Source organism: Shewanella sp. BC20 (assembly GCF_003129585.1).
Taxonomy (GTDB): domain Bacteria; phylum Pseudomonadota; class Gammaproteobacteria; order Enterobacterales; family Shewanellaceae; genus Shewanella; species Shewanella seohaensis.
Genome location: NZ_NHRI01000005.1, coordinates 128,461 through 152,534 on the forward strand (window position 1 = coordinate 128,461; position 24,074 = coordinate 152,534).

Genomic DNA, 24,074 nt, shown 5'->3' on the forward strand with positions numbered 1-24,074 from the left:
ACCAAATCCTATTTGCTGGAGGGGCGGGTAGTCAGTTGCTCGATACGTTTCTCGAAGCTGCCTTGGATAAGCCTATCTACATAGATGCCGGGCGTATGGATTTCATCGGGATCTAATTGACCCGGTTCGACAATTTCCTCCACCTCCACCACGGTTATCTTGCCCGCGGTGGCAGCAAGGGGATTGAAGTTACGGGCAGTTTTGCGAAAGACTAAATTGCCGAAGGTGTCGGCCTTCCAGGCTTTGACTATGGCAAAGTCGCCTGTAATCGATTCTTCAAGAATGTAATGGCGACCATTGAATTCTTTGACTTCTTTACCTATTGCCACGTCAGTGCCATAGCCGGTTGCGGTATAAAAAGCCGGAATGCCCGCGCCCGCCGCACGCATTTTTTCCGCCAGCGTGCCCTGCGGCGTGAGTTCAACTTCCAGTTCGCCAGACATCATCTGCGCCTCGAAGTTGGCATTTTCGCCCACATAGGAGGCGATCATTTTTTTGATCTGTTTATCGAGCAATAAGATCCCAAGTCCGTATTCCGTAGTGCCGCAGTTATTGGAGACGACGGTCAGGTTTTTGGTGCCCTTGTGTTTGATTTCTTTGATTAGATTTTCAGGAATACCGCAAAGGCCAAAGCCGCCTGCTATCACCGTCATCCCATCTTCGAGTCCCGCTAACGCATCGCTGTAGCTGGTAACCACCTTATTCAATCCAGACATGGAGTGCTCTCTTACGCTTGCTGAAAGTGTGGCGCTTACTATTACCCAATTTTTCGAGCGCTCCTATGGTACTAAGGTGCCAAATAAAACCGCGGCCAATTGCCATATTCTAATGGCATTGAGTCTGGGGCGTTGGGGATATGCGCCCCGCCATGCCGGTGTTCAAGGCATGGATAAAGGACTGTGACTGGATTTTAAAGCATCGGGAGACAAGCAATATGGCGGTTGAACACTCAAGCTTAAAGGGTAAGGTAGGGCTGATCACCGGCTCCACCAGTGGAATTGGTTTAGCAACGGCCCATGTGCTGGCGGAGCAAGGTTGTCATCTTATCCTGCACGGCTTAATGCCCGAAGCCGAGGGGCAACGCTTGGCGGCGGATTTTGCCGAGCAATATCACATTAATACTTTCTTCAGTAACGCCGATCTGCGGGATCCCGAGAGCATTCATGCCTTTATGGATGCAGGCGTTAATGCTCTGGGCAGTATTGATATTTTGGTGAATAACGCCGGTATTCAACACACTGAAAATGTTGCTCATTTCCCGATTGATAAATGGAATGACATTATCGCCATTAACCTGTCCTCGGCCTTTCATACCATTCAACAAGTCGTGCCTGCGATGGCCGAAAAGCGTTGGGGTCGCATTATCAATATCGCCTCTGTGCATGGTTTAGTGGCCTCGGTCAATAAGGCGGCCTATTGTGCGGCTAAACACGGGATTGTCGGCCTAACCAAAGTCGTGGCCATCGAGTGCGCCGAGCAGGGGATTACCGTCAATGCGATTTGCCCTGGCTGGGTGGATACACCGCTGATCAACAAGCAGATTGAGGCTATCGCTAGCAATAAGGGCTTAAGTTACGACGAGGCTAAGTATCAACTCGTCACGGCAAAACAACCCCTGCCAGAGATGCTCGACCCGCGTCAGATTGGTGAGTTTGTACTGTTTTTATGTAGCAGCGCGGCGCGGGGGATTACCGGCGCATCGCTGGCCATGGACGGCGCCTGGACCGCGCAATAGGTTTGGTATTGACTGCGACAGTCCAACATTCATTTTCACTTGCTTGTTAAGACGTTAATAACAAAGGCGAACCTTATGGTTCGCCTTTTTGCATTGGCTTGGGTGGGATGGCGGGCGCGGATACTGACAGCAAATAGCGCATTATCCAGTAAATTCTCACCAATGCCCTGCATAGCACTATTCAGCGAAAGCCGTCTTAAATGATAAGATAGGCGCCAGAATTTTTATGAGGTGAAAACTCACCTAGTGAAGACGTGGCAATTTTGACCTAACGCGCCGCGTGAAGAATGCGGTTATTCGATTTATTTATTTGATTATGTTAGGTGTATTTCTATTATGTCGTCCTAAACGGGGCGTACACCCTTATAGATTTGAGCATTACTGGAGACAAAACTCATGACAAACGCAAATGTGGATGCCACGCAGTTAACGACTAAGCCATCACAAGATGGTTTTTATATGCCCGCCGAATGGGCGGCGCAGCAAGCCGTATGGATGATTTGGCCATATCGTCCTGATAACTGGCGTTCTGCAGGTGCTTATGCTCAAGCGACCTTTGCTAAGGTGGCCGATGCCATTGGTGGGGCAACTCCCGTTTATATGGGTGTACCTCAGGCCTTTTTAGCAGAAGCCCAAAAAGTGATGCCTTCACACGTGACTCTAGTCGAAATCGACAGCAACGACTGCTGGGCTCGCGATACAGGACCTACTGTGGTGGTTAATGCCGAGGGCGAATGCCGTGGTGTGGATTGGGGCTTCAATGCTTGGGGTGGTCACAACGGTGGTCTGTATTTCCCATGGGATAAAGACGAACAGGTTGCCGCACAAATGCTCAAGCAACATGGTTTTGCCCGTTATAGTGCACCCTTGATCCTCGAAGGTGGCTCCATCCATGTCGATGGTGAAGGCACCTGTATGACCACGGCCGAATGTTTACTGAACGCCAACCGTAACCCAGACCTGACGAAAGAGCAGATCGAAGCCTTACTGCGCGACTATTTAAATGTTAAACAGTTTATCTGGTTGGAAGAGGGCGTTTATATGGACGAAACCGACGGCCATATCGATAACATGTGCTGTTTCGCCCGCCCAGGTGAAGTGATCTTGCACTGGACCGACGATGAAACCGATCCACAATATCCACGCTCGAAGGCCGCGCTGGATGTGTTGCAAAACACAGTTGACGCCCAAGGTCGCAAGTTAAAAATTCACCTGCTGCCACAACCGGGTCCTCTGTATTGCACCGAAGAAGAATCAAAAGGCGTAACAGAAGGCACTGGCGTACCACGCACTGCGGGCGAGCGCTTAGCCGGCTCTTATGTGAACTTTTTAATCACTAACGATCGTATCGTATTCCCACTGCTTGACCCTGCCACCGACGATATCGCTGCGCAAAAACTGCAGGAGATTTTCCCTGAGCACAAGATTGTGGGTGTGCCTGCGCGGGAGATTTTATTAGGTGGCGGCAATATCCATTGTATTACTCAGCAGATCCCTTCTGGAAAGTAAGTACACCAAGGAGAACAGTATGACGCTTGATGTCACTGTTATTGCACCACAATTGGCTTTCTGCGGGAGGGCGTAAAATGTTTGAAGTGACTGAAGTTTCCATTGCCGAGCTGCGTGAAGCGCTCGAATCTGGCCGCACAACTGCGGTTGAGTTGGTGAAATCCTATTTGGCTCGAGTGGCGGCTTACGATGGTCCTGCCACTGAGACTAAGTTGAATGCGTTAGTGGTGCACAATCCCGATGCGCTCAAAGAAGCCGAGGCTTCCGATGCGCGCCGTGCCCGTGGCGAAACCTTAAGCCCGCTCGATGGTATTCCTTACACCGCTAAGGACAGCTATTTAGTGAAGGGACTGACGGCGGCGTCTGGTAGCCCAGCATTTAAAGATTTAGTGGCCCAGTACGATGCCTTCGCGGTGGAGCGTCTTCGTGCCGCGGGTGCTATTTGCTTAGGCAAAACCAATATGCCACCGATGGCGAATGGCGGCATGCAGCGTGGTCACTATGGCCGCGCCGAAAGCCCCTACAATGCGAACTATCTGACGGCGCCCTTTGCTTCGGGTTCTTCCAACGGTGCGGGCACCGGAACGGCGGCAAGCTACTCGGCGTTCGGTCTTGCCGAAGAGACATGGTCGAGTGGCCGTGGCCCTGCGTCCAACAACGGTTTGTGTGCCTATACGCCGTCTCGCGGGGTGATTTCGGTGCGCGGCAACTGGCCATTAACCCCAACCATGGACGTGGTCGTGCCTTATACCCGCACTATGGCGGATATGCTCGAAGTGCTGGATGTGATTGTGGCCGATGACCCAATCACCCGTGGCGATCTCTGGCGCCTGCAACCTTGGGTTCAAATCCCTAAAGCTTCTAGCGTTCGCCCAGAATCCTATCTGGCGCTCGCCGCTAGCGCCGACACCCTGAAGGGGAAGCGTTTTGGCGTACCACGCATGTACATCAACAAAGATGAACTAGCAGGTACCAGCGAAAACCCAGGTATCGGTGGGCCAACGGGACAACGTATCCATACTCGCCAATCGGTTATCGATTTGTGGGAAGCGGCGCGTAAAGCCCTAGAAGCCGCTGGTGCGGAAGTGATTGAAGTCGATTTTCCGCTGGTGTCTAACTGCGAAGGCGACCGCCCAGGTGCGCCGACCGTGTTTAACCGTGGCATAGTGACGCCCCAATTCCTCCATGATGAATTATGGGAGCTTTCGGGTTGGGCGTTCGATGAATTCCTGCGGGCGAACAACGACCCTAAACTCAACAAGCTTGAAGATGTGGTGGGACATTTGATATTCCCCCATGACCTCGGCACCTTGCCAAACCGTGAGGGTGATTTAGCGGCGGGCATGGAAGAGTATGTCAACATGGCCAAACGCGGCCTGAAATCCTATGACCAGATCGACAGTATTCCCGATGGTCTGCGTGGTTTAGAGAAGACCCGTAAGCTGGATCTCGAAGACTGGATGGACGGACTTAAGCTGGATGCCGTGCTGTTCCCGACTGTGGCCGATGTCGGCCCCGCCGATGCCCATGTGAATCCGGCCTCAGCCGATATCGCTTGGAGCAACGGGGTTTGGGTGGCAAACGGTAACCTTGCGATTCGCCATTTAGGCGTACCGACTGTGACTGTGCCTATGGGCGTAATGGCCGATATTGGCATGCCTGTAGGATTAACCTTTGCGGGCCGTGCCTACGATGATAACAACCTGCTGAAGTTTGCTAGCGCGTTCGAGTCGACGGGCAATAAGCGTATGGTTCCGCCGCGTACACCGCCGCTGAGTCAATAAGCTCTAAGCCGTAAGACTGAGAAATACAAAACGGGATGGGTAACAATACCCATCCCGTTTTTTATTGTGTGACTCCATTATTTTAAATCGCTTCTTTCATCATTACCGACTTAAAAAATAAGCACCTACAAGCATATCTTGGGTGTAGGTGCTTCGAGGGAGAGTTTGAATAGGCGAGCTAGCGAGTGGCTGCGGTTACGGGCTCTGCTAAAAATGCGGCAATCATGCGGTAGGTCGCAAGGCATTCTTGCGAAACCAAATCCTGCAGCAGCATATAGGCGTGGATCATGTCTTCAAATTGATGGTGTTGCACCTGCACGCCAGCTGCTGTTAAGGCGTTTGCATAGGCAATGCCTTCATCTCGCAGAGGGTCGCAGCCCGCGGTAAATATCAAGGTGCTGGGCAGTTTGGCGTTGAACTCGCCATGTAAGGGGGAAGCTTGTTTGACTCGCTCGGCATCCTTAGCCACTTCCTGAAAATATTGCTCGAAGTACCATTGAACCCTCGGGGTTTCGAGCAAGAAACCTGCACCATTACTCTGATAGGAAGCGCTCGCCATAGTGTAATCCACGCTGGGATACACCAAGATCTGTTTGGCGATGTTAAGTGTGCTGTCGCTGAGGCTGCGTTGGCTAAGGCTAGTGCATAGCGCGCCACCGGCACTGTCACCCATGATGCTAACACCTTGTTGGTATTGCACCTCAGTCAGCACGCTTTGATAGTGGCGCAGGGCGTATTCGCAGTCTTCAAGTCCCGCCGGATAGGGATATTCGGGCGCGAGGCGATACTCAACACTGATCACCACACATTGAGCGATACTGGCCAGGTGACGACAGATAGGGTCGTACAGCTCCACACTGCCGCACATATGGCCGCCGCCGTGAAAATGTAATACCACGGGCAGCGCTTTGTTGGGCGCAGGGCTATAAACTCGGCAACCAATTTCCCTGTCGCCATGCTGCGCATCCTTAACTTGCCATGCCTTATCGGCGATATAACTCACCTCAGGCTTAGCACTCATCAGGGCCGCGAGTTTGTTCAAGTTTTCCCGCAGCAGCTGTGGGCTGTATTGAATATTTTGCTGTTTCGCGAGGGCGATATTCTGGTTCGCTAACTCAAGAAAATCCGTCAGCTTTGCTGAAGCGGTACCGCGTGGGGAAACTTGCATGCTTACTCCTTAGCTTGTCCGGTTTCGGGGAGAAAATAGCTGCCAATAAACACTGTTGCGCTTAATAGGGTGATCAGCACAAACGAGGCGAAGTAACTGCCTTGGTTGATATCCACGAGCTTGCCAAACAGCCATAGCACTAAGGTCGAAATCAGATAGCTGATGGACCAAAACAGGCTAAAAATCACCGTGATTTTTTGACTGGTCATCTTAGGTAGCTCGTGGGGAATCGAGACTAAAGCGGTGACGGGTAAAAAGATGCAAAAGCCTAAGACGATGGCGCACAGGGTTTGCAGCCAAGGCGCCGAGCCAAAGGAGAGCCCTAACACGGTTAAGAAAATAAGCAGGCCGCTGAGGCGAATAATTGGCAAGCGCAGGGGCTGTTTACGGCTGTAGAGTATCCCCGCTATGGTGCCGACAATCCCAAAGCCAATCACCCACTTACTCTGGCTGATGCCCGCCTGCGGATAAAAGGTGAATAGGCAAATATAAAAGGATAATAATCCCGAGTAGGTGAGGGCATAGGCCCAGTTAAAGCCGTCTTTTAAGCCATCGAGATAGGAGTATGAGTGAGTGTCGTCTTGTTGTGCATGGGCTTGATGGCTAGGGGCTTGTTCGAACTTCACCAATAACCACAGTAGCGCCAGTACCAGACTGGCAATGGAAAACACCAACAGGCTTTGTTGCCAACCGCCGCTGATGGCGTTGATGCTCGGCATACCCCAAAGCACGATAGCCGTGCCCACATTAAAGGCCACTGCGTTTAATCCATTGATCACAGGGCGTTCTTCCGGGGCGAACCAGTGCATCACAATCGGGTTGAAATAGACAATCATAAAGGCGCCGCCCAGTCCCATTAAAAAGCGGCTCACCAGCAGTAACTCATAGTTTGGGGCGAAGGGTGTCATGATGCCCGTGACTATCAATAATGCAGCGACTAAAAACGCATACTTCACCCCAAATTTGAGGGTGAGATAGGCCGCAGCAAAGGTGCCGACAATTTTGGCTAAGGTGACAGCGCCGCTCAGTAAACTGGCGGAGGCATAACTCTCGATATGCATCGAGGCCATGATGTTATTCATACTCGCGGTGCCGCCGACCCATGCCATTGCAAATAAGACGTAACTGGTAAAAACCAAGCCTTCTACGAGATATTTATGGGTAATTTTTATCGGCATAGTTGTTTAAAACCTCGAGTCAATATTGGCCGTAGGTTAGCCGATGGGGGGGGATAAATAAGTACTACCTTAGTGCACCGTGCTGTTATCAAGTGTTTAACAATTTGTTTGTCTAGTGTAGTTTGGCTGGGTGTATACAGGTTGATTGGGGAATATCTTGCTGGCGTGGTTGTCTGTTGATACTTGGTGGATCAGCGTTATATCGATTGCCTATTTGGCTGTGCTGTTTATTGTCGCCCAGTGGGGGCAAAATCAGGCGATAGATCAATGGCGTAAACGGCCTTGGGTGTACAGTTTATCCTTGGGAGTATGTTGCACTTCGTGGGCGTTTTACGGCACGGTTGGGCAAGCGGCTACCACGGGCGCTTGGTTAGCGCCCATCTACATAGGTTCGATAATCTGCCTAGTGCTGGCGTGGCCTATGTTGATGCGCACATTGCAGATCATCAAAAGCCAAAACCTGACCTCGATTGCTGACTTTATCGCCTGCCGCTTCGACCGCTCGCCTAAAATTGCCGCCAGCGTTGCCATGGTGTCCCTCTTTGGCACTATTCCCTATATCGCGCTGCAACTGAGGGCGATAAGCACCAGTTTCGACCTCTTAACTGGCACCTTTCAGTCAGGGATCAGCACGGCGTTTATCGTTACTATCGTGTTGATTATCTTTAGTATCTTATTTGGTACACGGCAGCTTTCGGCCAGTAAACAAAATCAAGGTTTGGTACTGGCGATTGCCTTTAGCTCAATCGTTAAGCTGTTTGCGCTCACCACGGTTGGGTTGTTCGCTACTTTCTATGTGTTTGATGGTTTCAGTGATTTGCTCGCTCGAGGTCAGCATTTACCGCCGAGCTCTGAGGGGAATTCACTCTATTTTGTGCTGTCACAAATTCTGCTGGGCGCCATTACCATCTATGCGCTGCCACAGGAATTCCACATGATGATGATTGAAAATCATCATGCCAAAGAGTTAAAAGCCGCCCGTTGGATGGTGCCACTGTATCTGCTGCTGATTAATGCCTTTGTATTGCCTATCGCGCTTGCGGGGCAGATTAGCTTCCCCGGTGGCAGTGTCGATGCCGACACCTATGTGCTGACCTTACCACTTTTCTATCAGCAAGCTTGGCTTGGGATCTTGGTGTATATTGGCGGCCTTGCGGCGGCAACGGCCATGGTCATTGTGGCGGCGATTGTACTCAGCACCATGATTTCGACCGAGATTTTGACTCCATTGCTGCTGAGATTACCGAAGTTTAGCTCGCAGCAGACGCCGCAGCTCGCGGGGATATTGCTCAATTTACGGCGGATATCAATAGCGGCGATTCTGTTATCGGCCTTTGCCTTCGAGCGTTATATCGACCAGCAGAATCACTTGGCTAGTATCGGCTTGTTATCCTTTGTGCTGTTGTCGCAGTTTTTCCCCGCCGCCGTGGGCGCGCTCTATTGGCGCCGCGCCACCACCCAAGGTGCCTTTTGGGGCATGTTGATGGGCAGTTTAGTCTGGCTCTATACCTTGCTGTTGCCCGCGACCTTTCCCGATGCACTCTGGGTCACCCAAGGCTTGTTGAATATTCCATGGTTAACTCCAACCGCGCTATTTGGCCTGACGGGGCTGGATAATATCAGCCACGGCCTACTGTATAGTTTGCTCGCGAACGTCGGTTGTTTTGTGCTGATTTCGTTACTGAAAGAGCAGAGTGTGGGGGAAGTGCTTCAAGCCGATGTGTTTGTAAACCGTAAACAGGTGGCGCTGGAAAGGCACCTCTCGGTTGAGGATCTGGCGAGCCTACTACACCGCTTTATCAATAAGGAAGAAGCCGATGCCCTGCAGGCTAGGGCGAAAGTACTTGGTTCGGAATTGCAATTAGCCACACGGCGCGAGGAGCTGGTGGATTACACCCGCCTTAAGCTGTCGGGAGTGCTAGGGTCTGCCTCGACGCGGATGGTGATGAATGCCGCCTCACGCTCCCAGCAAGTGCCGCTGGAGGATGTGGTCAGCATAGTTGATGAGGCTAACCAGATCTTCGAGTTTAACCGCGAGTTGCTGCAATCTGGGGTCGAAAACATCGAGCAGGGGATCAGCGTGGTCGATGCCGATATGCGCCTAGTTGCATGGAACAAACGCTATATTGAATTGCTTGATTATCCTAAAGATTACGTCAAAGCAGGCATACCGATAGAGACGCTGCTTAGGTTTAATATCGAGCGCGGCATTATTGTGGGCGATGAAGCCCATGAGCTGGTGGAAAAACGCCTCGCCCATATGCGTAGCGGTAGCCCACACCATTTTCAGCGCACTATGCTCGATGGCAAGGTGCTGGAGATCCGTGGTCAAGCCATGCCGGGGGGCGGCTTTGTCAGTACCTTTACCGACATTACCGCCCATATTCAGGCCGAAAAAGCCCTGCAACTGGCTAACGAAACCCTCGAAAAGCGGGTCGAAAGCCGCACAAGGGAACTCGCGAAAGCCAAGGCCGAAGCCGAGGCGGCCAATAGCAGTAAGACACGTTTTTTAGCGGCGGCGAGCCACGATTTAATGCAGCCCTTTAACGCGCTCACCCTGTTTACCGAGATGCTCAAACAGCGGGTGACGTCGACCGAACTCAAGGATCTCGCCACCCATATTGAAGCTTCCTTAAATGTGGTGGAGAGCCTGTTATCCGATCTGGTGGAAATCTCTCGCCTCGATAGCAGCAGCCTTAAAACTGAGCAGAGCCAGTTTGCGCTCAATGACTTACTCTTGACCTTAGTGAATGAGTTTAAAGTGCTTTCTGCCGAGCAGGGCATCGATTTTTCCTATCAGTTTTCCTCTTGCCTAGTGCAGAGCGACCAACGTTTGCTGCGACGGATTATTCAAAACTTCCTCTCCAATGCATTCCATTATTCCCCAGCTGGCGCGGTGAATCGGCAAACGCCGTTGTCGCTCAATGCCAGCGCGGCTCTGCCTAAGCTATCACAAGCCGATTTTGTGCCTAAGGTGTTGTTGGGAGTGAGGCGACTCGAACACAGCCTGCTTATCCAAGTGTGGGACAATGGCCCGGGCATTCCTCAAGATAAACAGCTGGCGATTTTCGGCGAGTTTGAGCGCCTCGAACAAACGCGGGAGATCCCAGGGCTTGGGCTTGGACTGGCGATTTGCGATCGCATCGCGAAGTTACTCGGACTTAAGATTAGCTTGTACTCAGAGGTGGGTAAGGGCACCTGTTTTAGTGTTGAAGTACCGCGCGTATTTGCCCAGACCAAACCCTGTAATGTGGTAAAGCTACGCAGCGAAGAGGAAGGCGTAAACGATAGCTTTAATATCAGCGTTTTAGTCATAGATAACGATGAGTTAATGCTAAAGGCCATCTCCTCATTGCTGTTAGGTTGGGGCTGCCATGTACTCACTGCACGGGATAAAGCCAGCGCCGAGCTGCAACTGACGCAGCAGGTGTTGCCGAAGCTTATCATTGCCGATTACCACTTGGATGATGACCAAAACGGTGTCGATCTGGTGCAAAGCTTACTCACCCATCCTGTGTTTAGTAGTCAGCGTCCGACCTGCATTATCTGCTCGGCAGATCCGTCTGAATCCGTGCGACAACATACCAGCAGTGCACAGTTCAGTTTTGTGCGTAAACCCGTTAAAGCCACCGCCTTAAAACGATTGATTAAGCAATTGTCTTAACTCTGCACTATCGTGGTTCTGGCATTAATAAATGCGGATAAAAAAAACAGTGGCTTAGTGCCACTGTTTTTCTTTAGGTTTGAATTCTGGAGCCTAGGTTAGTTAGGCGCTGATCGGCGGTTTATCGTTGCTGGTTATCATCAACTGTTGGAAGACTAAGCCCGCCTGAGTGCGGTTGTAGACTTCGAGTTTAACCAGTATCGCCGACACGTGTTTCTTAACTGTGGTCTCTTTAATATCAAGATCATAGGCGATCTGCTTGTTTAAGCGTCCATTGGCAATGCTGGCCAGCACTGTGTATTGCTGCGGGGTTAATTGCGCCAGTTGCTTCGCTAAACGTTGATGTTCGGCTGCGGTTTGCTGATCGACATTGATATCCGTGTGTTCCGGTAGCCAGACTTCCCCTTCGAACACAGTAGCAATCGCGGTGGAGATCTGGGTTAAGCTGGCGGATTTGGGGATAAACGCACTGGCGCCAAAGTTAATGGCCTTACGGATAATCTCGGGCTGATCATCGGAGGACACCATGATCACTGCGATATCGGGAAAATGATTCTGTAGCAGGGTTAAGCCGGTAAAGCCCTCATTACCGGGCATATGTAAATCGAGAAAGATCAGTTCAATATCAGGATTATTCTCAACGAGCGTAATTAATTCTTGAAAGTTTTCCGCTTCCAATACTTCCGCTGTATTCACATTCTTGAGAACAGCTTGCGTTAAGGCTGTACGAAATAATGGATGATCATCAGCAATGGCGACTTTTATCTGAGACATAATCCGTTCCCTTTATTTTTTAACCCAGTTTAATCCTATTGGAAATTAATGCTAGATAATATTTAAAGCCGTTAAATTAATAACCGACTCATGGGAGTCGGTTATTATTATGCGTCAATAACATTATATTCTAGAAATTATAGCCAACGGTGAGAGAGATAGTCTCTGGATCGCCATAATAACCAATTAATGTATTGTCACCGCCTAAACCTGGAATATATCCGCCATTACCATCAGGGGTGACGAAGGCGTAGTTACCGACCAGATATTCTTCGTTAGTAACGTTTTTCCAATGCAGACCCGCTTGCCAGTGACCGTCGTTGCTGTACCAGTTCAAGCCGAGGTTTAGCAGGCCATAACCGTCTTGGCTCAACAGGTTATTTACTACGGCTAAGTCGTAGTCGCTGCGATAGTAGTAGTTACCATTGGCCACAAAGCTGCCGATATCCGTATCGATATTGTAGCTAAATCCAACGTTTGCCGTGGTATCTGGGGTGTTGGTGATAGTGTAAGTGTCGCTGATATCGATGCGGTTTCCATCGCTATCGTAGGAGATTACTTCCTCGAAGCTGGCATCGATTAAGCCCAGAGTCGCGAACAGATTCAATGACTCAGTCGCGGCGTATTCCACTTCGAGTTCTAGACCCGTGGCCGTCGATTTACCAATGTTGCCTAGACGTTGGTTAAGATCGGACGCGTTTTCACCGGGTAATACGGTCACGAACTGTCTGTCTTTATGGTCTAAGTAGAAGGCGGTTGCGTTAACTCGCAGCCTGTCAAACCATTCACTCTTCATACCCAGCTCATAGGAATCAACGACTTCTGGGTCTACTGCGGGTTCTGGACCCGTTGCCCTTGGGTTAAAGGTGCCCGACTTGAAGCCCTGTGAATAGCTGGTAAAGAGCATCATATCGTCGCTGAGTTGGTACTCTAAACCTAAGCGTGGATTGAGTTTCGACCAGGTTTCTTCATCATCTAACACCTTAGGAATACTGGCGTTGATGGCATCTTCATCGCGAACATATCCTGGGATCCAACCTGTTTCGGGATAAAGCGTCGTAAACATGATGCCGTTATAGACAGTGGCATCCTTCGTTTCGCGGGTATAACGCAAACCGGCGGTCATCGACAATTTATCAGTGATGTCGTAAGAGCCCTGAGCGTAGGCGGCATAGCTTTCACTGTTGTTGCAACCACGAACTTCACGAGTGAGACCACCGTAAGCTTTGTAATATTCATACAGGATGGAATCGAACATCCCGCAGGAATCGCCTTTAAAGTAATAAAGGCCTGAGACGAGTTTCAAATTATCGCCGTCGTAGTTAGCTTGGAATTCTTGGCTGAATTGCTCGTCATCGTAGATGGCTGGAACGTCCAAAATACGCATACTGGTGTTGTCAAAGTCGATGTTGGTGGGCGAATAGCTCTCGCGGGATGAGGTCACGGATTTCAGTGTCCAATCATCGTTCAAGCCGTATTCTATGGTTAGCCCCCAACCTTCGGTTTCTACTTTGTTCCAGGTTGGCATACTGGTGTAAGAGTCGTATTTGCTGTCTGGTACTGGGGCATCGGTCAGGACACTGGGGAGCATACGGTAGCCCCCCTTTGAATTCGACTCATCTGTGGTTTTGTCGTAGTTGAGGCGCATAAACAGATCGTCGGTTGGCGTGTATTCTAAGCTCACACGGCCCGCCATAACATCTTTGTTATAGTTTTCAGTATCTTGGTCTGGCAATGCAGAGGTAATGAAGTCACCATAACCATCGCGATTTAAGCTTGCGAAGGCGCCGCCAATATACAGCTTGTTATCAATTAAAGGTAATTGACCTGCTATTTTGTAGTCTTGCTGGTTGTAGCTGCCGATGGTGGCATTGAGGTTTAACTCAGCGTCACCGCTCATCTTCTTGGTCACGTATTTGACTGCGCCGCCGATGGTATTTTTACCATAGAGGGTGCCCTGTGGACCACGCAGTACTTCGATGCGTTGCACATCGAGGATATCGAGCACCGCGCCCTGTGGGCGGGCGATATACACATCGTCGATATAGATACCGACGCCGGGCTCATAGCCCCAGAGTGGATCTTCTTGGCCGACACCGCGAATAAAGGCCGTGAGGGTAGAGTTAGTTCCGCGACTGGTTTGCAGCGTCGTGTTGGGTGAAAATTGCTGGATTTCAGTCATCACGCTGATGCCATTTTCCGCCAAATCGTCAGCACTGACCGAGGTCACTGCGACTGGTACGTTTTGCAGGCTCTCAATGGACTTACGGGCGGTGACTTCAATGCGTTCTAAGGTGGCTTGCTTCTCCCCGGTGCTATTTTCATCCTCGGCAACAGCATATTGTGCTGCCAATGCAGATGAGATAGCTAAAGCAATGCAACTCATTTTGATAGTATTCTGTTTCATACAGATTTCCCGTTGTAGTATTTATTTTTTAAAGGTTGGTACTTACTACTATTTTTCTGATTCACATTGACTCTATAGTAATTATTTAAAATTTAAATCGGTACTATAGTAGTATGTGTTTTTAACTCATTGTTTTTATTTTTATACCGATACGTTGAATATCGATACTCAGGGTTTATTTATTATTAAACCCTATATTCCCCAAAGATTGATTATTTCTGGCATGCTGCTGATAGGTGCTTTTAGTAAAAAGTCTCCCGTGTTGCCGCCGTTTTTAATTTCCGGATTAACGGCAATGCCATGGCCCATATTATTTATTTCGACTAACGAAATAAGGTTATTGCCACTCGTATCGGACCAAGTGCTAACACTATAGTCGGCATATTGCTCGACTCTTGGTGTTTTATTCGCTTGGGTCAGTGCGACCCACTGTGCCGAGAGTTGTTTGGCATTTTCAGGATTCACCACCACATCATTTTGCCCGGTCCACACGGTTAAGGCGGGCCAGTGTTGTTGGTTCGGATGCACCTGTTTGGCGAAACTCACTAATTCTTCAACAGACTCTGCTGGACCCTTTTTCATGCAGGAAATGGCTTTGGTCAGGTTATCGGCGCAGGGGTAAGGCAGGCCTGCGATCACCGCGCCTGCGGTGAATAAATCGGGATAGTTAACCAGTGCGGCGCTGGCCATAGCGCCACCGGCGGACAGGCCAATCACATAAACTCGCTTTGCGCCGGATTGGGATTGGGCTTTGGCTATCATGTTTTTCAGCGATAGCATCTCGCCGCTATCCACCTGAGTATCCTGCGCTGAAAACCAGTTATAACAACGCTTTACATTGTTCTCAAAACTCTGTTGTGGCACCAGTAAGCTAAACTTTTTCTCTTGGGCGAGGGCGGTTAAACCGCTATTGTTGGCCAGTTCGACCCCATCCTGCACACAGCCGTGCAGCAGCACTACGAGCGCATCTTGGCCTGGGCCTTCGGGCGATAAATAGGAGGCGGTTAACTCACCGGGATTGGCGCCAAATTCGCTAAATGCCTGATACTCACTCTGGGCATAGGCGGGGGTGAATAACAGTGCGCTGAGGCAAGTGGCGATGAGTGTCAATTTGCGCATAGGAGTGCTTCCAAGTTCATGATAGTGAGAACTTGCTGAATTTTGCGGCGCCTGACAATGGCACTTTAGTTCCAGAGCCTGATGCTGCCCTGCGTTCATTAGCGTGTTATGGCGAATGCCAATAAGGTTGAGGCAATAACCCATCGCAAACTAATCAGGACTCGTTTGCGGGAATTGTTACGGCCGTGATCTCTGTTTCAAACTTCTACACAGATATTTGCAAATCTTTACCTGATATCGACATTTCCTTCGTCTACTGCGCTGAGCTAACTCTATATACTGACTGCACTATTTTTCCTCCCGCAAGATACACGCTTGCGCCCATTGGCATTGATGGACACCCAGATTCAGATGAAAAAATCCTCAAAGCGTAAACTGATATTGATCTTAAGCGGCTTAGTCCTCCTCGGGGGGGGCGCTTATTTTCTGCTGCATAAACCCGAGGCGGCCCCAAGCTATGTGACTGAGCCCGTTAAGCGCGGCGACATTGAAAACTCGGTGCTTGCCAACGGTATGTTACAGGCTTCCAAGTTGGTGAGTGTGGGCGCGCAAGTCTCGGGGCAAATTCAGAGTCTGCCTGTGGATCTTGGCCAAGAGGTGAAGAAGGGCGACCTTATCGCGCAAATCGACAGCCTTGCCCAGCAAAACAACCTGCAAAATGCGCTGGCTTCCCTAAAAAGCATCAATGCCCAGTACCGCGCTAAGCAGGCGCAAATTCGTCAGGCAAAACTCGAATATACCCGTCAGCAGGAAATGCTCGCCGACAAAGCCAGCTCCCGCGCAGACTTTGAAGCCGCCGAAGCTACGCTGACGGTTTATCAAGCTGAGCTTGAGCAGTTACAGGCGCAAAAACAACAGGCTGAGATTAATGTCGACAGTGCCAGAATCGATTTAGGTTATACCAAGATCACCGCGCCCATGGATGGCACAGTCGTTTACTCTGCGGTTGAAGTGGGCCAAACCGTTAACGCCAATCAAACTACGCCAACCATAGTCGAGATGGCACAGCTCGATACCATGACAGTCAAGGCACAGATCTCCGAGGCGGATATAGTCAATGTGCATCCGGGGCAGGCGGTGTACTTTACGATTCTCGGTCGTCCCAACCATCCTTATCGCGGCACCCTCAGGGCGATTGAACCCGGCCCCACCTCCATGGATGGTGACGATAGTAATATGAGTTCCAGCGATTCGGACGCCATCTACTACCACGGCTTATTCGATGTCGAAAACCCCGACCGTACCCTACGTATTGGCATGACGGCGCAGATCTCGATTGTGCTCGCCAAAGCCGATGATGCGCTGTTAGTGCCATCGCAGGTGCTGCGAGCTAAACCGCGGAATAAAGCGGCATCGGCAAGCGATCGCCAATCCCGCGGGCCGCAATATCAAGTGCCAGTGCTGGTAAATAACCAAGTGCAATATGTGGACGTGACTGTTGGTATTAATAACAAAATCAACGCCGAAATCCTGTCTGGCCTGAACGAAGGCGACCAAGTGGTGCTCGGAATGCCCGCCGACGGTTCGACCATGAAGTTCCGTGGCCCACCAATGAGGTTTTAAGCGTGAGTAAGCCATTACTGGAAGTGTCAGCTTGCTACCGCAGTTTTCAGGCGGGTGAGCAACAACTGACTGTACTCAAAGATATTAATCTTTCCATCGCCCGCGGTGAGATGGTGGCGATTGTCGGTGCCTCGGGTTCGGGTAAGTCGACCCTGATGAATATCTTGGGCTGTTTAGATAAACCCTCAAAGGGCTCGTACTTTATCGATGGCCAAGATACCTCGCAGATGGATGTGGATGAACTGGCAAAGCTGAGGCGCGAGCATTTTGGCTTTATTTTCCAGCGATATCATTTGCTTGGCGATCTTAATGCCGTGGGTAACGTCGAGGTGCCTGCCGTGTATGCGGGTAAAGATCGTCTCGAGCGTCGCGAGCGGGCGGAAAGTTTGTTATCGCGCTTGGGTTTAGGTGAGCGCCTCGACCATAAGCCGAATCAGCTCAGCGGCGGCCAGCAGCAAAGGGTGAGTGTGGCGCGGGCGCTGATGAATGGCGGCGATGTGATCCTCGCCGACGAACCGACGGGCGCCTTAGATAGTCACAGCGGCGAAGAAATGATGCGGCTGTTGCAGGAACTGCACCGCGAGGGCCAGACCATCATTATCGTGACCCACGATATGCATGTGGCCCAGCATGCCGACCGCATTATTGAGATTAAGGACGGGGTGATTATCAGCGATGAGCCTAATCCCGCCTCCAATATTGCGCTAGTGCCTAAGACCGAAGTGATCCCCGCCAAGGCTAAGGCTCGTGCTCGCGTGGCGGCATGGGACAGATATGCCGAAGCCCTGAAAATGGCGCTGCTGGCGATGTCGACCCATAGATTGCGCACCTTTTTAACTATGCTCGGGATTATTATCGGTATCGCCTCCGTGGTGTCAGTGGTGGCGCTGGGTGAAGGCTCGCAGCGGGAGATCTTAAAGAGCATTAGTTCGATGGGCACCAATACCATAGACATTCGCCCCGGATCAGGCTTTGGTGATAGGCGCTCGGCAAGGGTGCGAACTTTGACCGCAAGCGATGCTAATGCACTGAAAAACTTGCCTTATGTCGATAGCGTCACCCCGAGCATTGGCTCGAGTGCGACTGTGCGTTATGGCAATAAGGCGGTCACGGCGACTGTGAATGGCGTAGGGACTGAGTTCTTCCGCGTTCGAGGCTATGAGCTTGCCCAAGGACAGTTTTGGGACGATGACAGTGTTAATGCGTTAGCCCAAGATGCGGTGATCGACGAGAACACCCGTAAACAGTTGTTCCCTAACAGTAGCGGCGCCATGGGCTCTGCCATCGGGGAAGTCATCTTCCTCGGGGATTTACCGGTGCGGATTATTGGTGTGACTCAGCCTAAGGAAAGCGCCTTTGGTAATAGTGATGCCCTCAATGTGTGGGTGCCATACACGACGGTTTCTGGCCGTATGGTGGGCAAAAAATACTTAGATGGCATTACCGTGCGGCTCGATGAGTCCGTGCCGAGCAATGCGGCGGAGCAGGGCATTATTAGTCTGCTGAAGATGCGCCACGGCACCCAGGATTTCTTCACCATTAACACGGATACCATTCGCCAGAATATCGAAAAAACCACCGCGACCATGACGCTATTAATCTCGGCGATTGCGGTGATATCCCTCGTAGTGGGCGGCATTGGGGTTATGAATATTATGCTAGTGTCGGTGACCGAGCGCACCCGCGAGATTGGGGTTCGCATGGCGGTCGGGGCGCGCCAGAGCGATATTCTGCGGCAGTTTTTAATTGAGGCCGTGCTGGTTTGCCTGTGTGGCGGCGCGCTTGGGGTGGCCTTGGCCTATCTGATTGGCGTGGTGTTTGCCCAAGCGGGAGGCAGTTTCCAGATGATTTATTCGACGACTTCTATTGTTGCCGCCTTCGCCTGCTCTACCTTAATCGGGGTGTTGTTTGGCTTCCTGCCCGCTCGTAATGCGGCGCGTTTAGACCCTGTTGATGCCCTAGCGAGAGAGTAACTGAATGAATAATCGAGTTTTAACGCATCAAAACGAATTAAGCCGCCGTGTCGGTTCAACGCTCAAGCTCAGCGTGATTGCCATCAGCATTGCGCTGCTCTCGGGGTGTGGCGCGCTAATGCGCTCCGACTTTGAGCCGCCTGCTTTACAGGTGCCTGAGCAGTGGCAGCACACCCAAGTGAATGGTCAGGTCAGCCTAGACCCTTGGTGGCAGAAGTTTAATCAACCCGAATTGAATCAGCTGATTAGCCAAGTGCTCAGCAGCAATAATGACCTGACGCTCGCCACCTTAACCTTGCAAAAGGCGCGTTTACAGGCGGGGTTAGCGCGGGATGCTCTGTATCCACAGCTCAGCTCCAATAATACGGCGTCTGTGAATAAACCGCTGGAGGGCGGCAGTTCGAGCAAGGCATTTCAGGCGAACCTGTCGGTAAGCTATGAGGTGGATCTCTGGGGCAAAGTGTCGGCCAATATCGACCAAGCCCAATGGACGGCGCTGGCAAGTCTCGAAGATAGGGAGAGCACGGCGCAGAGTCTCGTCGCGACGACGGCGTCGCTCTATTGGCAAATTGGCTATTTGCATCAACGGATTGAACTGAGCAATAAGAGTATTGAACACAGTCGGCAAACGCTGGCGTTAACCCAGCGCCAATTTGTCTCGGGCGCCGTGACTGAGCTGAATATGCTCGAATCCCAACGCAGTTTAGCGGGGCAAGAGGCCTCCCACAGTCAATTGCTGCAACAGTTGGTTGAGGCCGAAAATGCGCTTGCGATCTTACTCAATCGCGCCCCGGGGCAAGTGGCGGTTGAGATCAAGCAATTGCCGGACAGTGCGGTGCCTGAGGTTGGCGTCGGCATTCCCGCCGACTTAGTCGGCCGTCGTCCCGATGTGAAGGCGGCCCTGTATCAATTGCGCTCGGCGCTGGCCAGTAAGGATGCGACCTATGCCAGTTACTTCCCAAGCTTGAGTTTGACTGGCAGCGTAGGGGAGTCGACCTCAGAGCTAAAAGAGTTATTGCGCAATCCCGTGGGGAGTTTAGGCGCTGGCTTAGTGCTGCCTTTTTTGCAATGGAATCAAATGCAAATCAACAATGATATTGCCGATATCGACTATCAATCGGCCATAGTGAGCTATCGTAAAACCCTCTACAGCGCCTTCGAGGATGTCGATAACGCCATCTCGGCCAAACAGCAATATGCCTACCAAGGTGAGAAGCTTGAGCAGCAATTTAGCGCCGCCGCCCAGGCCGAAGCCATTTATGAGAGCCAATATCGACACGGTGCTATCGGCATTCAAAATTGGATCGATGCGCAGGAGAATCGCCGTAGCGCCGAAGCCGCATTGCTGGAGAATCGCTATAACCAATTAACGGCCCAAGCGACACTCTACCAAGCCTTGGGGGGGAGCGATATCGCGCCGCCATTAGCGGATAACTAATTGAATAGTTAATAAATAAAAACCGCGATGCCTAAGGCTCTCGCGGTTTTTTATTATCTCGCTTTTATCTTAATGCGAGTCGTGATTAGCTGCGCAGAATATGCAGTGGCAGGCTTAACATATCATCGCCCGTGCCCGCTAAGTGCCAGATAATGCCGACTAGGGCGGCAACAGTGACCAGATACCAAATGGTTGAGAAAATCTGCCCATATCTGTCTAGCGGCAATAGGTGGCTTTGATGGCGGGTACGCCACTCGAACACTATCTCTAAGCTACCGATAAGCAATAGGAAACCGAGCAGGGCAAGTCCCAAGGTATAACTGATATAGACCCCAAAGGCGGCGCCAATCACACAGGCGATTAAGCCCATGATGCTGTTCATCGAGAAGCTAATACTCTTTAAAATATGGCCGCCATCGAGGGGTAAAATCGGCAATAAATTAAACAGGTTAAGTAGCGCGTTAAAGGCCGCAAGCCCCGCAAAGAAGACATTGTCCGTCATGTGGTAAGCGATAAGCGAGCCTACCGACATCAATAGGCCAAAGGTTGGCCCCATAATCGAGATGACCACATCCTGCCAGCGGGTGTTAATTTTTTCATCGCTCAGCGCGAGTCCGCCCATAAAGGGGATGAGATATATCCCTTTGGTTTTCATCCCAAAATACTTCATCGCGCGGATATGGCCGTATTCGTGGAAGACCAAACAGGCGATAAGCGCCAAGGCAAATTGGAAGGAAAACAGCCAAGAATAGGCCGCCACACTCGCGCCCGCGAGCACCACTTTAATCACTTTGGCACTCTTGAGCAGCTTAAAGCCGAGGGAGGCTAAGCCGACAAAACTGATTTTTTGTGGATTAGTCACGGGGACTTCTGGGGTTTGACGCTCGATATCTTTCTCGGTGCGAGTGCCTTGAGCAATCACTTCCTCATCGACCAGCAGGCGGTAATCGAATCGAAACGGCTGCCAAACCACATCGGTCTCGAGGCGTACTTGGATTTTGTGTTCTAAAACCTGTGTTTCGCCGGTATCGCTGGCCAATTGGCTCTGGTGCTGGGTGAGTTCAAATTCATGGACTTTGAGGCCGCCATTTTCGACCGATGCGGCTTTTTGTGAGACTAAGGTGTTGTCCCAAAAGAGTTGTTGCCAACCTGCGAGTGAGCCTTCCAAACGCAGCGATTTGCCTAAGCAGTCAATCTTAAGTAGTTCCAATTTAGGGTCCGTTTGTATGTGTATCCGAATGATGCCCAGCGATAATTTGGCATATAAATATCAATCGCTTTGGGCAAAACGGCCTGAGCCGTGTATGACAAATTATGCCTGTGAAATGTGACTGAGGATATTAGCTTTTAGGATCATCTTAATTTTTATTGTGATCGCTCGCGATTTCTTTGAGTTGGGTTAGTCATCTAAGCTGCGAACGATTTCCATCCCTTGGGCCAAGGTGGTGAAGGCTAACTTGGCGACGCAGCACTGGCCTATGGCATTGGCGTGCTTTTGTACCCATTTGATAAAGTCGGTAAGCGGCAATTTTTGCTCTTGTTTGAGGAGCTTAGGCAGCTCGCCTATGGGATCTTCATGAATGGTGCTTGGAGTGGCGCGGATCAAATATTGGTTACCGAGACTGTCGAGTAATAAATCCGTGTCGACAAATTGATGCTGATACAGGCAGGCAAGTTCTAACCAATCCCGTTGATGGGCGAGGTAGAGTAGTTCGTCATTTTGAGTGAGTTTGACTACCGCAGGCCATTCAATGTCTGCCATTTTCACTTGAGTCATGCGCAATCCCGTAGGCTTTTTATGTGCTTAGCCTTTTAGCCGACAGAGTCTGCGCTAAAGGGCGTATTGAGGTCAGTATGCCACCGACCTAGGCGAAGATGAAAGGCGTTGGGGGATTTTCTCTGACAAGTCTGCGTAAATGGGGGCCACGGCGAGTGGCTAAGCATTCAGGCTAAGCATTCACGCTAAGAGTTCACTCAATGGAATGAACCCTTAGCGGGTGTTGATGATTGCCCCGTTAATGGCTTGCTGCTTGCGCCTTAGGTTTGGCGTTGTAATCGAAGTTAATCTCTTGATTCAGATTGGTGATTGAGCAAGTACCGTGTTCGCGGGTGGTTCTGTGATTGGCTTGACCAATATGGAACTCGGCATTGAGGAATACGTGCTTAATCACATCGATACGGTACTTATCGTAATAGGTTTCGACTTCTTGCTTGAGGCTATCGAACTCTAATTCTTCGCGGGAACGTTCAGCTAAGATGCGATTCTTCTCATCGAGCATCATCTTGATCTGTTCGATCATGATAGGGTCGCTCTGCCATTCGGATTTTGGCGGCAGTTTTTTCAGGCGAGCCTCGATATCCAGCGTCGCTACCACCATTGCATGCACGCTCTCCTCCAACTGCTTGAGGTTTTGCTTGAGTTCGCCCTGTTCCATGGCGCAGTACACTTCGGTTTTGGTGCCTGCGGTTGCGCCAATCACGACGGCGGTGAGGCCTTTTTCGGCATGCACGACACCACCCACTAAGTCACCACGGCGGCCGCTTTGATCGCTTACTGTGAGCGTGCCAGCGGTTTTGGTATTACTGTGGAGTAATTGCTTAGTGATCAGAATATTACCCTTGGCTGTTAACTGGGAATATTGCACAAATTGGGCGCTGATCTGCCCCTGAGCCGTGATATTGGTGGAGAACTCATTCACTCTGACTTGGCGGCCAATCACGCCCTTGCTCACCGTAATATCGCCATCGGCCTCAAGGGTCGCCGAATCGACAAAGCCCATCACGGTAATATCGCCTGAGCTTTTAACCATCATGCCTTCGTGCACATCGCCCGTGATTAAAATACTGCCTTTAAAGTTGATATGGCCGGTACTGATATCCACATCTTTAAGCTGCAACACATCGTCGACATTCATGCCAGTACGGGTTTCAACGGGTTGGCCTGCCACTGTGGCGATGAGTTTGTTGGGATCTTTTGGGTGGAAGTCAGTACCAGTACCGGGTTGTAGCACCAGATCTTTCCCCGGTTTTTGCTTAAGGACTTCGCCTTTAATGTTATAGCCGGGAGAACCTTCGGTCGCGGGATGCTTAATCATTAGCAGATCGTTGGGCTTGACCATGATCATCGCCCCGAGATTACGCATATCCACAGTGCCGTCTTCCCGCTCCTGCGGCTGCAATAGGCGTTCACGGGCGAGGGAAACTTTACGCTCCAGCACCGCATTTTGACCATTGATCGCGGCCTTACCTTGAGCGATTTCACTCTGGCAGCTTTCACCCGGTTTTAACTTGGTCATTTTTTGCAGCAAGGTTTGGATCTTAAGCTTACTTAAGCCCATGCAAACATTGTCTTTTTTAAGCTGCGTGAGGATTTCGGGTAAATCGACGGCTTTACCTCCCCAAGGGGCGGTTAAGATCATGGTGGCTTGCATTTTATCTTGGCTGAGCTCAATTTTTACGCTGCCATCGCGGCGCTCTGCCAATACGGCAAATAGCTCGTATTTACCATCTTCTTGATGGCATAGGGAATTGGTTTGCGCGATAACTTTATCTATCGCAGGCTCGAGGGGGAATAGGGTGGCGAACTCAGGCACGGACAATAAACGCATCACATCATCACGGGTAATGGGACCGTGTTCATTCGGAATTAAGCGTAATTCCGCCTTGGTTTTATCGCTGCTTAGCTCAAGAAGTTCAGGGGCCAACATAGAGCACTTCCTATCCATTTGTTTTATTTTTGTTTTAGTAGCTAACCTGAGTATA

General features: G+C 50.7%; 17 protein-coding genes. 8 read left to right on the forward strand and 9 right to left on the reverse strand.

All coding sequences use genetic code 11. The features are described 5' to 3' along the window. Nucleotides 1–8 precede the first annotated feature (8 nt). The gene (locus CBX96_RS07660) at nucleotides 9–716 is read right to left on the reverse strand and encodes a CoA transferase subunit A (RefSeq protein WP_011624026.1); all 708 of its coding nucleotides are present in this window, start codon (nucleotides 714–716) and stop codon (nucleotides 9–11) included. 28 nt (nucleotides 717–744) lie between these two features. Here CBX96_RS07660 and CBX96_RS21555 point away from each other — a divergent pair, with 28 nt between their 5' ends. The 4 genes from CBX96_RS21555 to CBX96_RS07675 all read left to right on the forward strand — a co-directional run bounded on the left by CBX96_RS21555 (nucleotide 745) and on the right by CBX96_RS07675 (nucleotide 5,028). Then, complete coding sequence (locus CBX96_RS21555) at nucleotides 745–903, forward strand: hypothetical protein (RefSeq protein ID WP_181382162.1); 159 nt, start codon at nucleotides 745–747, stop codon at nucleotides 901–903. Beyond that, the gene (locus CBX96_RS07665) at nucleotides 857–1,735 is read left to right on the forward strand and encodes a 3-hydroxybutyrate dehydrogenase (protein ID WP_109286274.1); all 879 of its coding nucleotides are present in this window, start codon (nucleotides 857–859) and stop codon (nucleotides 1,733–1,735) included. Before CBX96_RS21555 ends, CBX96_RS07665 begins: the two co-directional genes overlap by 47 nt. 396 nt (nucleotides 1,736–2,131) lie before the next feature. Continuing rightward, nucleotides 2,132–3,244: an agmatine deiminase gene (aguA, locus tag CBX96_RS07670; RefSeq protein ID WP_109286275.1), complete on the forward strand. Its 1,113-nt coding sequence runs from the start codon at nucleotides 2,132–2,134 to the stop codon at nucleotides 3,242–3,244. Between the two features lie 77 nt (nucleotides 3,245–3,321). Then, nucleotides 3,322–5,028 carry an amidase gene (locus tag CBX96_RS07675; protein ID WP_109286316.1) on the forward strand — a complete coding sequence of 569 codons (1,707 nt, stop codon included), beginning with the start codon at nucleotides 3,322–3,324 and terminating at the stop codon, nucleotides 5,026–5,028. A 178-nt stretch (nucleotides 5,029–5,206) separates the two neighbouring features. On the opposite strand, the gene CBX96_RS07680 is transcribed toward CBX96_RS07675, so the two are convergent. Next, nucleotides 5,207–6,196 carry an alpha/beta hydrolase gene (locus CBX96_RS07680; protein ID WP_109286276.1) on the reverse strand — a complete coding sequence of 330 codons (990 nt, stop codon included), beginning with the start codon at nucleotides 6,194–6,196 and terminating at the stop codon, nucleotides 5,207–5,209. Nucleotides 6,197–6,198: 2 nt separating this feature from the next. Next, a complete protein-coding gene (locus CBX96_RS07685; RefSeq protein ID WP_109286277.1) occupies nucleotides 6,199–7,374 on the reverse strand; it encodes a CynX/NimT family MFS transporter in 1,176 nt (391 codons plus the stop codon). Nucleotides 7,375–7,531: 157 nt separating this feature from the next. Here CBX96_RS07685 and CBX96_RS07690 point away from each other — a divergent pair, with 157 nt between their 5' ends. Next, nucleotides 7,532–11,038: a PAS domain-containing hybrid sensor histidine kinase/response regulator gene (locus CBX96_RS07690; RefSeq protein ID WP_109286278.1), complete on the forward strand. Its 3,507-nt coding sequence runs from the start codon at nucleotides 7,532–7,534 to the stop codon at nucleotides 11,036–11,038. A 102-nt stretch (nucleotides 11,039–11,140) separates the two neighbouring features. Here the strand turns inward: CBX96_RS07690 and CBX96_RS07695 are convergent, their stop codons facing one another. From CBX96_RS07695 to CBX96_RS07705, 3 genes are all read right to left on the reverse strand, one after another. Continuing rightward, nucleotides 11,141–11,812: a response regulator transcription factor gene (locus CBX96_RS07695; protein ID WP_109286279.1), complete on the reverse strand. Its 672-nt coding sequence runs from the start codon at nucleotides 11,810–11,812 to the stop codon at nucleotides 11,141–11,143. Between the two features lie 130 nt (nucleotides 11,813–11,942). Further along, nucleotides 11,943–14,219 (reverse strand): TonB-dependent receptor, encoded by a 2,277-nt coding sequence (locus CBX96_RS07700; RefSeq protein ID WP_109286280.1) that lies wholly within the window; start codon nucleotides 14,217–14,219, stop codon nucleotides 11,943–11,945. Nucleotides 14,220–14,411: 192 nt separating this feature from the next. Beyond that, nucleotides 14,412–15,338 (reverse strand): PHB depolymerase family esterase, encoded by a 927-nt coding sequence (locus CBX96_RS07705; protein ID WP_109286281.1) that lies wholly within the window; start codon nucleotides 15,336–15,338, stop codon nucleotides 14,412–14,414. A gap of 351 nt (nucleotides 15,339–15,689) precedes the next feature. Here CBX96_RS07705 and CBX96_RS07710 point away from each other — a divergent pair, with 351 nt between their 5' ends. The 3 genes from CBX96_RS07710 to CBX96_RS07720 are packed head-to-tail and all read left to right on the forward strand — an operon-like array spanning nucleotide 15,690 to nucleotide 20,312. After that, complete coding sequence (locus CBX96_RS07710) at nucleotides 15,690–16,901, forward strand: efflux RND transporter periplasmic adaptor subunit (protein WP_109286317.1); 1,212 nt, start codon at nucleotides 15,690–15,692, stop codon at nucleotides 16,899–16,901. A 2-nt stretch (nucleotides 16,902–16,903) separates the two neighbouring features. Continuing rightward, nucleotides 16,904–18,874 carry a MacB family efflux pump subunit gene (locus CBX96_RS07715; RefSeq protein WP_109286282.1) on the forward strand — a complete coding sequence of 657 codons (1,971 nt, stop codon included), beginning with the start codon at nucleotides 16,904–16,906 and terminating at the stop codon, nucleotides 18,872–18,874. Nucleotides 18,875–18,878: 4 nt separating this feature from the next. Beyond that, nucleotides 18,879–20,312 carry an efflux transporter outer membrane subunit gene (locus CBX96_RS07720; protein ID WP_109286283.1) on the forward strand — a complete coding sequence of 478 codons (1,434 nt, stop codon included), beginning with the start codon at nucleotides 18,879–18,881 and terminating at the stop codon, nucleotides 20,310–20,312. 85 nt (nucleotides 20,313–20,397) lie between these two features. Here CBX96_RS07720 and CBX96_RS07725 read toward each other — a convergent pair whose 3' ends face one another. The 3 genes from CBX96_RS07725 to CBX96_RS07735 form a co-directional block, all read right to left on the reverse strand. Next, a complete protein-coding gene (locus CBX96_RS07725) occupies nucleotides 20,398–21,522 on the reverse strand; it encodes a site-2 protease family protein (protein ID WP_086902809.1) in 1,125 nt (374 codons plus the stop codon). Between the two features lie 189 nt (nucleotides 21,523–21,711). After that, nucleotides 21,712–22,089, reverse strand: a complete 378-nt coding sequence (locus tag CBX96_RS07730) for a DUF4144 domain-containing protein (protein ID WP_011718244.1) — start codon at nucleotides 22,087–22,089, stop codon at nucleotides 21,712–21,714. 238 nt (nucleotides 22,090–22,327) lie between these two features. Continuing rightward, the gene (locus CBX96_RS07735) at nucleotides 22,328–24,019 is read right to left on the reverse strand and encodes a DUF342 domain-containing protein (RefSeq protein ID WP_109286284.1); all 1,692 of its coding nucleotides are present in this window, start codon (nucleotides 24,017–24,019) and stop codon (nucleotides 22,328–22,330) included. Nucleotides 24,020–24,074: the final 55 nt, after the last annotated feature.

What these genes read in the sequence shown, in the direction of transcription:
- CBX96_RS07660 (WP_011624026.1), bottom strand. Translation starts at nt 716, where the DNA reads ATGTCTGGATTGAATAAGGTGGTTACCAGCTACAGCGATGCGTTAGCG.
- CBX96_RS07665 (WP_109286274.1), top strand. Translation starts at nt 857, where the DNA reads ATGCGCCCCGCCATGCCGGTGTTCAAGGCATGGATAAAGGACTGTGAC.
- aguA (WP_109286275.1), top strand. Translation starts at nt 2,132, where the DNA reads ATGACAAACGCAAATGTGGATGCCACGCAGTTAACGACTAAGCCATCA.
- CBX96_RS07675 (WP_109286316.1), top strand. Translation starts at nt 3,322, where the DNA reads ATGTTTGAAGTGACTGAAGTTTCCATTGCCGAGCTGCGTGAAGCGCTC.
- CBX96_RS07680 (WP_109286276.1), bottom strand. Translation starts at nt 6,196, where the DNA reads ATGCAAGTTTCCCCACGCGGTACCGCTTCAGCAAAGCTGACGGATTTT.
- CBX96_RS07685 (WP_109286277.1), bottom strand. Translation starts at nt 7,374, where the DNA reads ATGCCGATAAAAATTACCCATAAATATCTCGTAGAAGGCTTGGTTTTT.
- CBX96_RS07695 (WP_109286279.1), bottom strand. Translation starts at nt 11,812, where the DNA reads ATGTCTCAGATAAAAGTCGCCATTGCTGATGATCATCCATTATTTCGT.
- CBX96_RS07700 (WP_109286280.1), bottom strand. Translation starts at nt 14,219, where the DNA reads ATGAAACAGAATACTATCAAAATGAGTTGCATTGCTTTAGCTATCTCA.
- CBX96_RS07705 (WP_109286281.1), bottom strand. Translation starts at nt 15,338, where the DNA reads ATGCGCAAATTGACACTCATCGCCACTTGCCTCAGCGCACTGTTATTC.
- CBX96_RS07710 (WP_109286317.1), top strand. Translation starts at nt 15,690, where the DNA reads ATGAAAAAATCCTCAAAGCGTAAACTGATATTGATCTTAAGCGGCTTA.
- CBX96_RS07720 (WP_109286283.1), top strand. Translation starts at nt 18,879, where the DNA reads ATGAATAATCGAGTTTTAACGCATCAAAACGAATTAAGCCGCCGTGTC.
- CBX96_RS07730 (WP_011718244.1), bottom strand. Translation starts at nt 22,089, where the DNA reads ATGACTCAAGTGAAAATGGCAGACATTGAATGGCCTGCGGTAGTCAAA.
- CBX96_RS07735 (WP_109286284.1), bottom strand. Translation starts at nt 24,019, where the DNA reads ATGTTGGCCCCTGAACTTCTTGAGCTAAGCAGCGATAAAACCAAGGCG.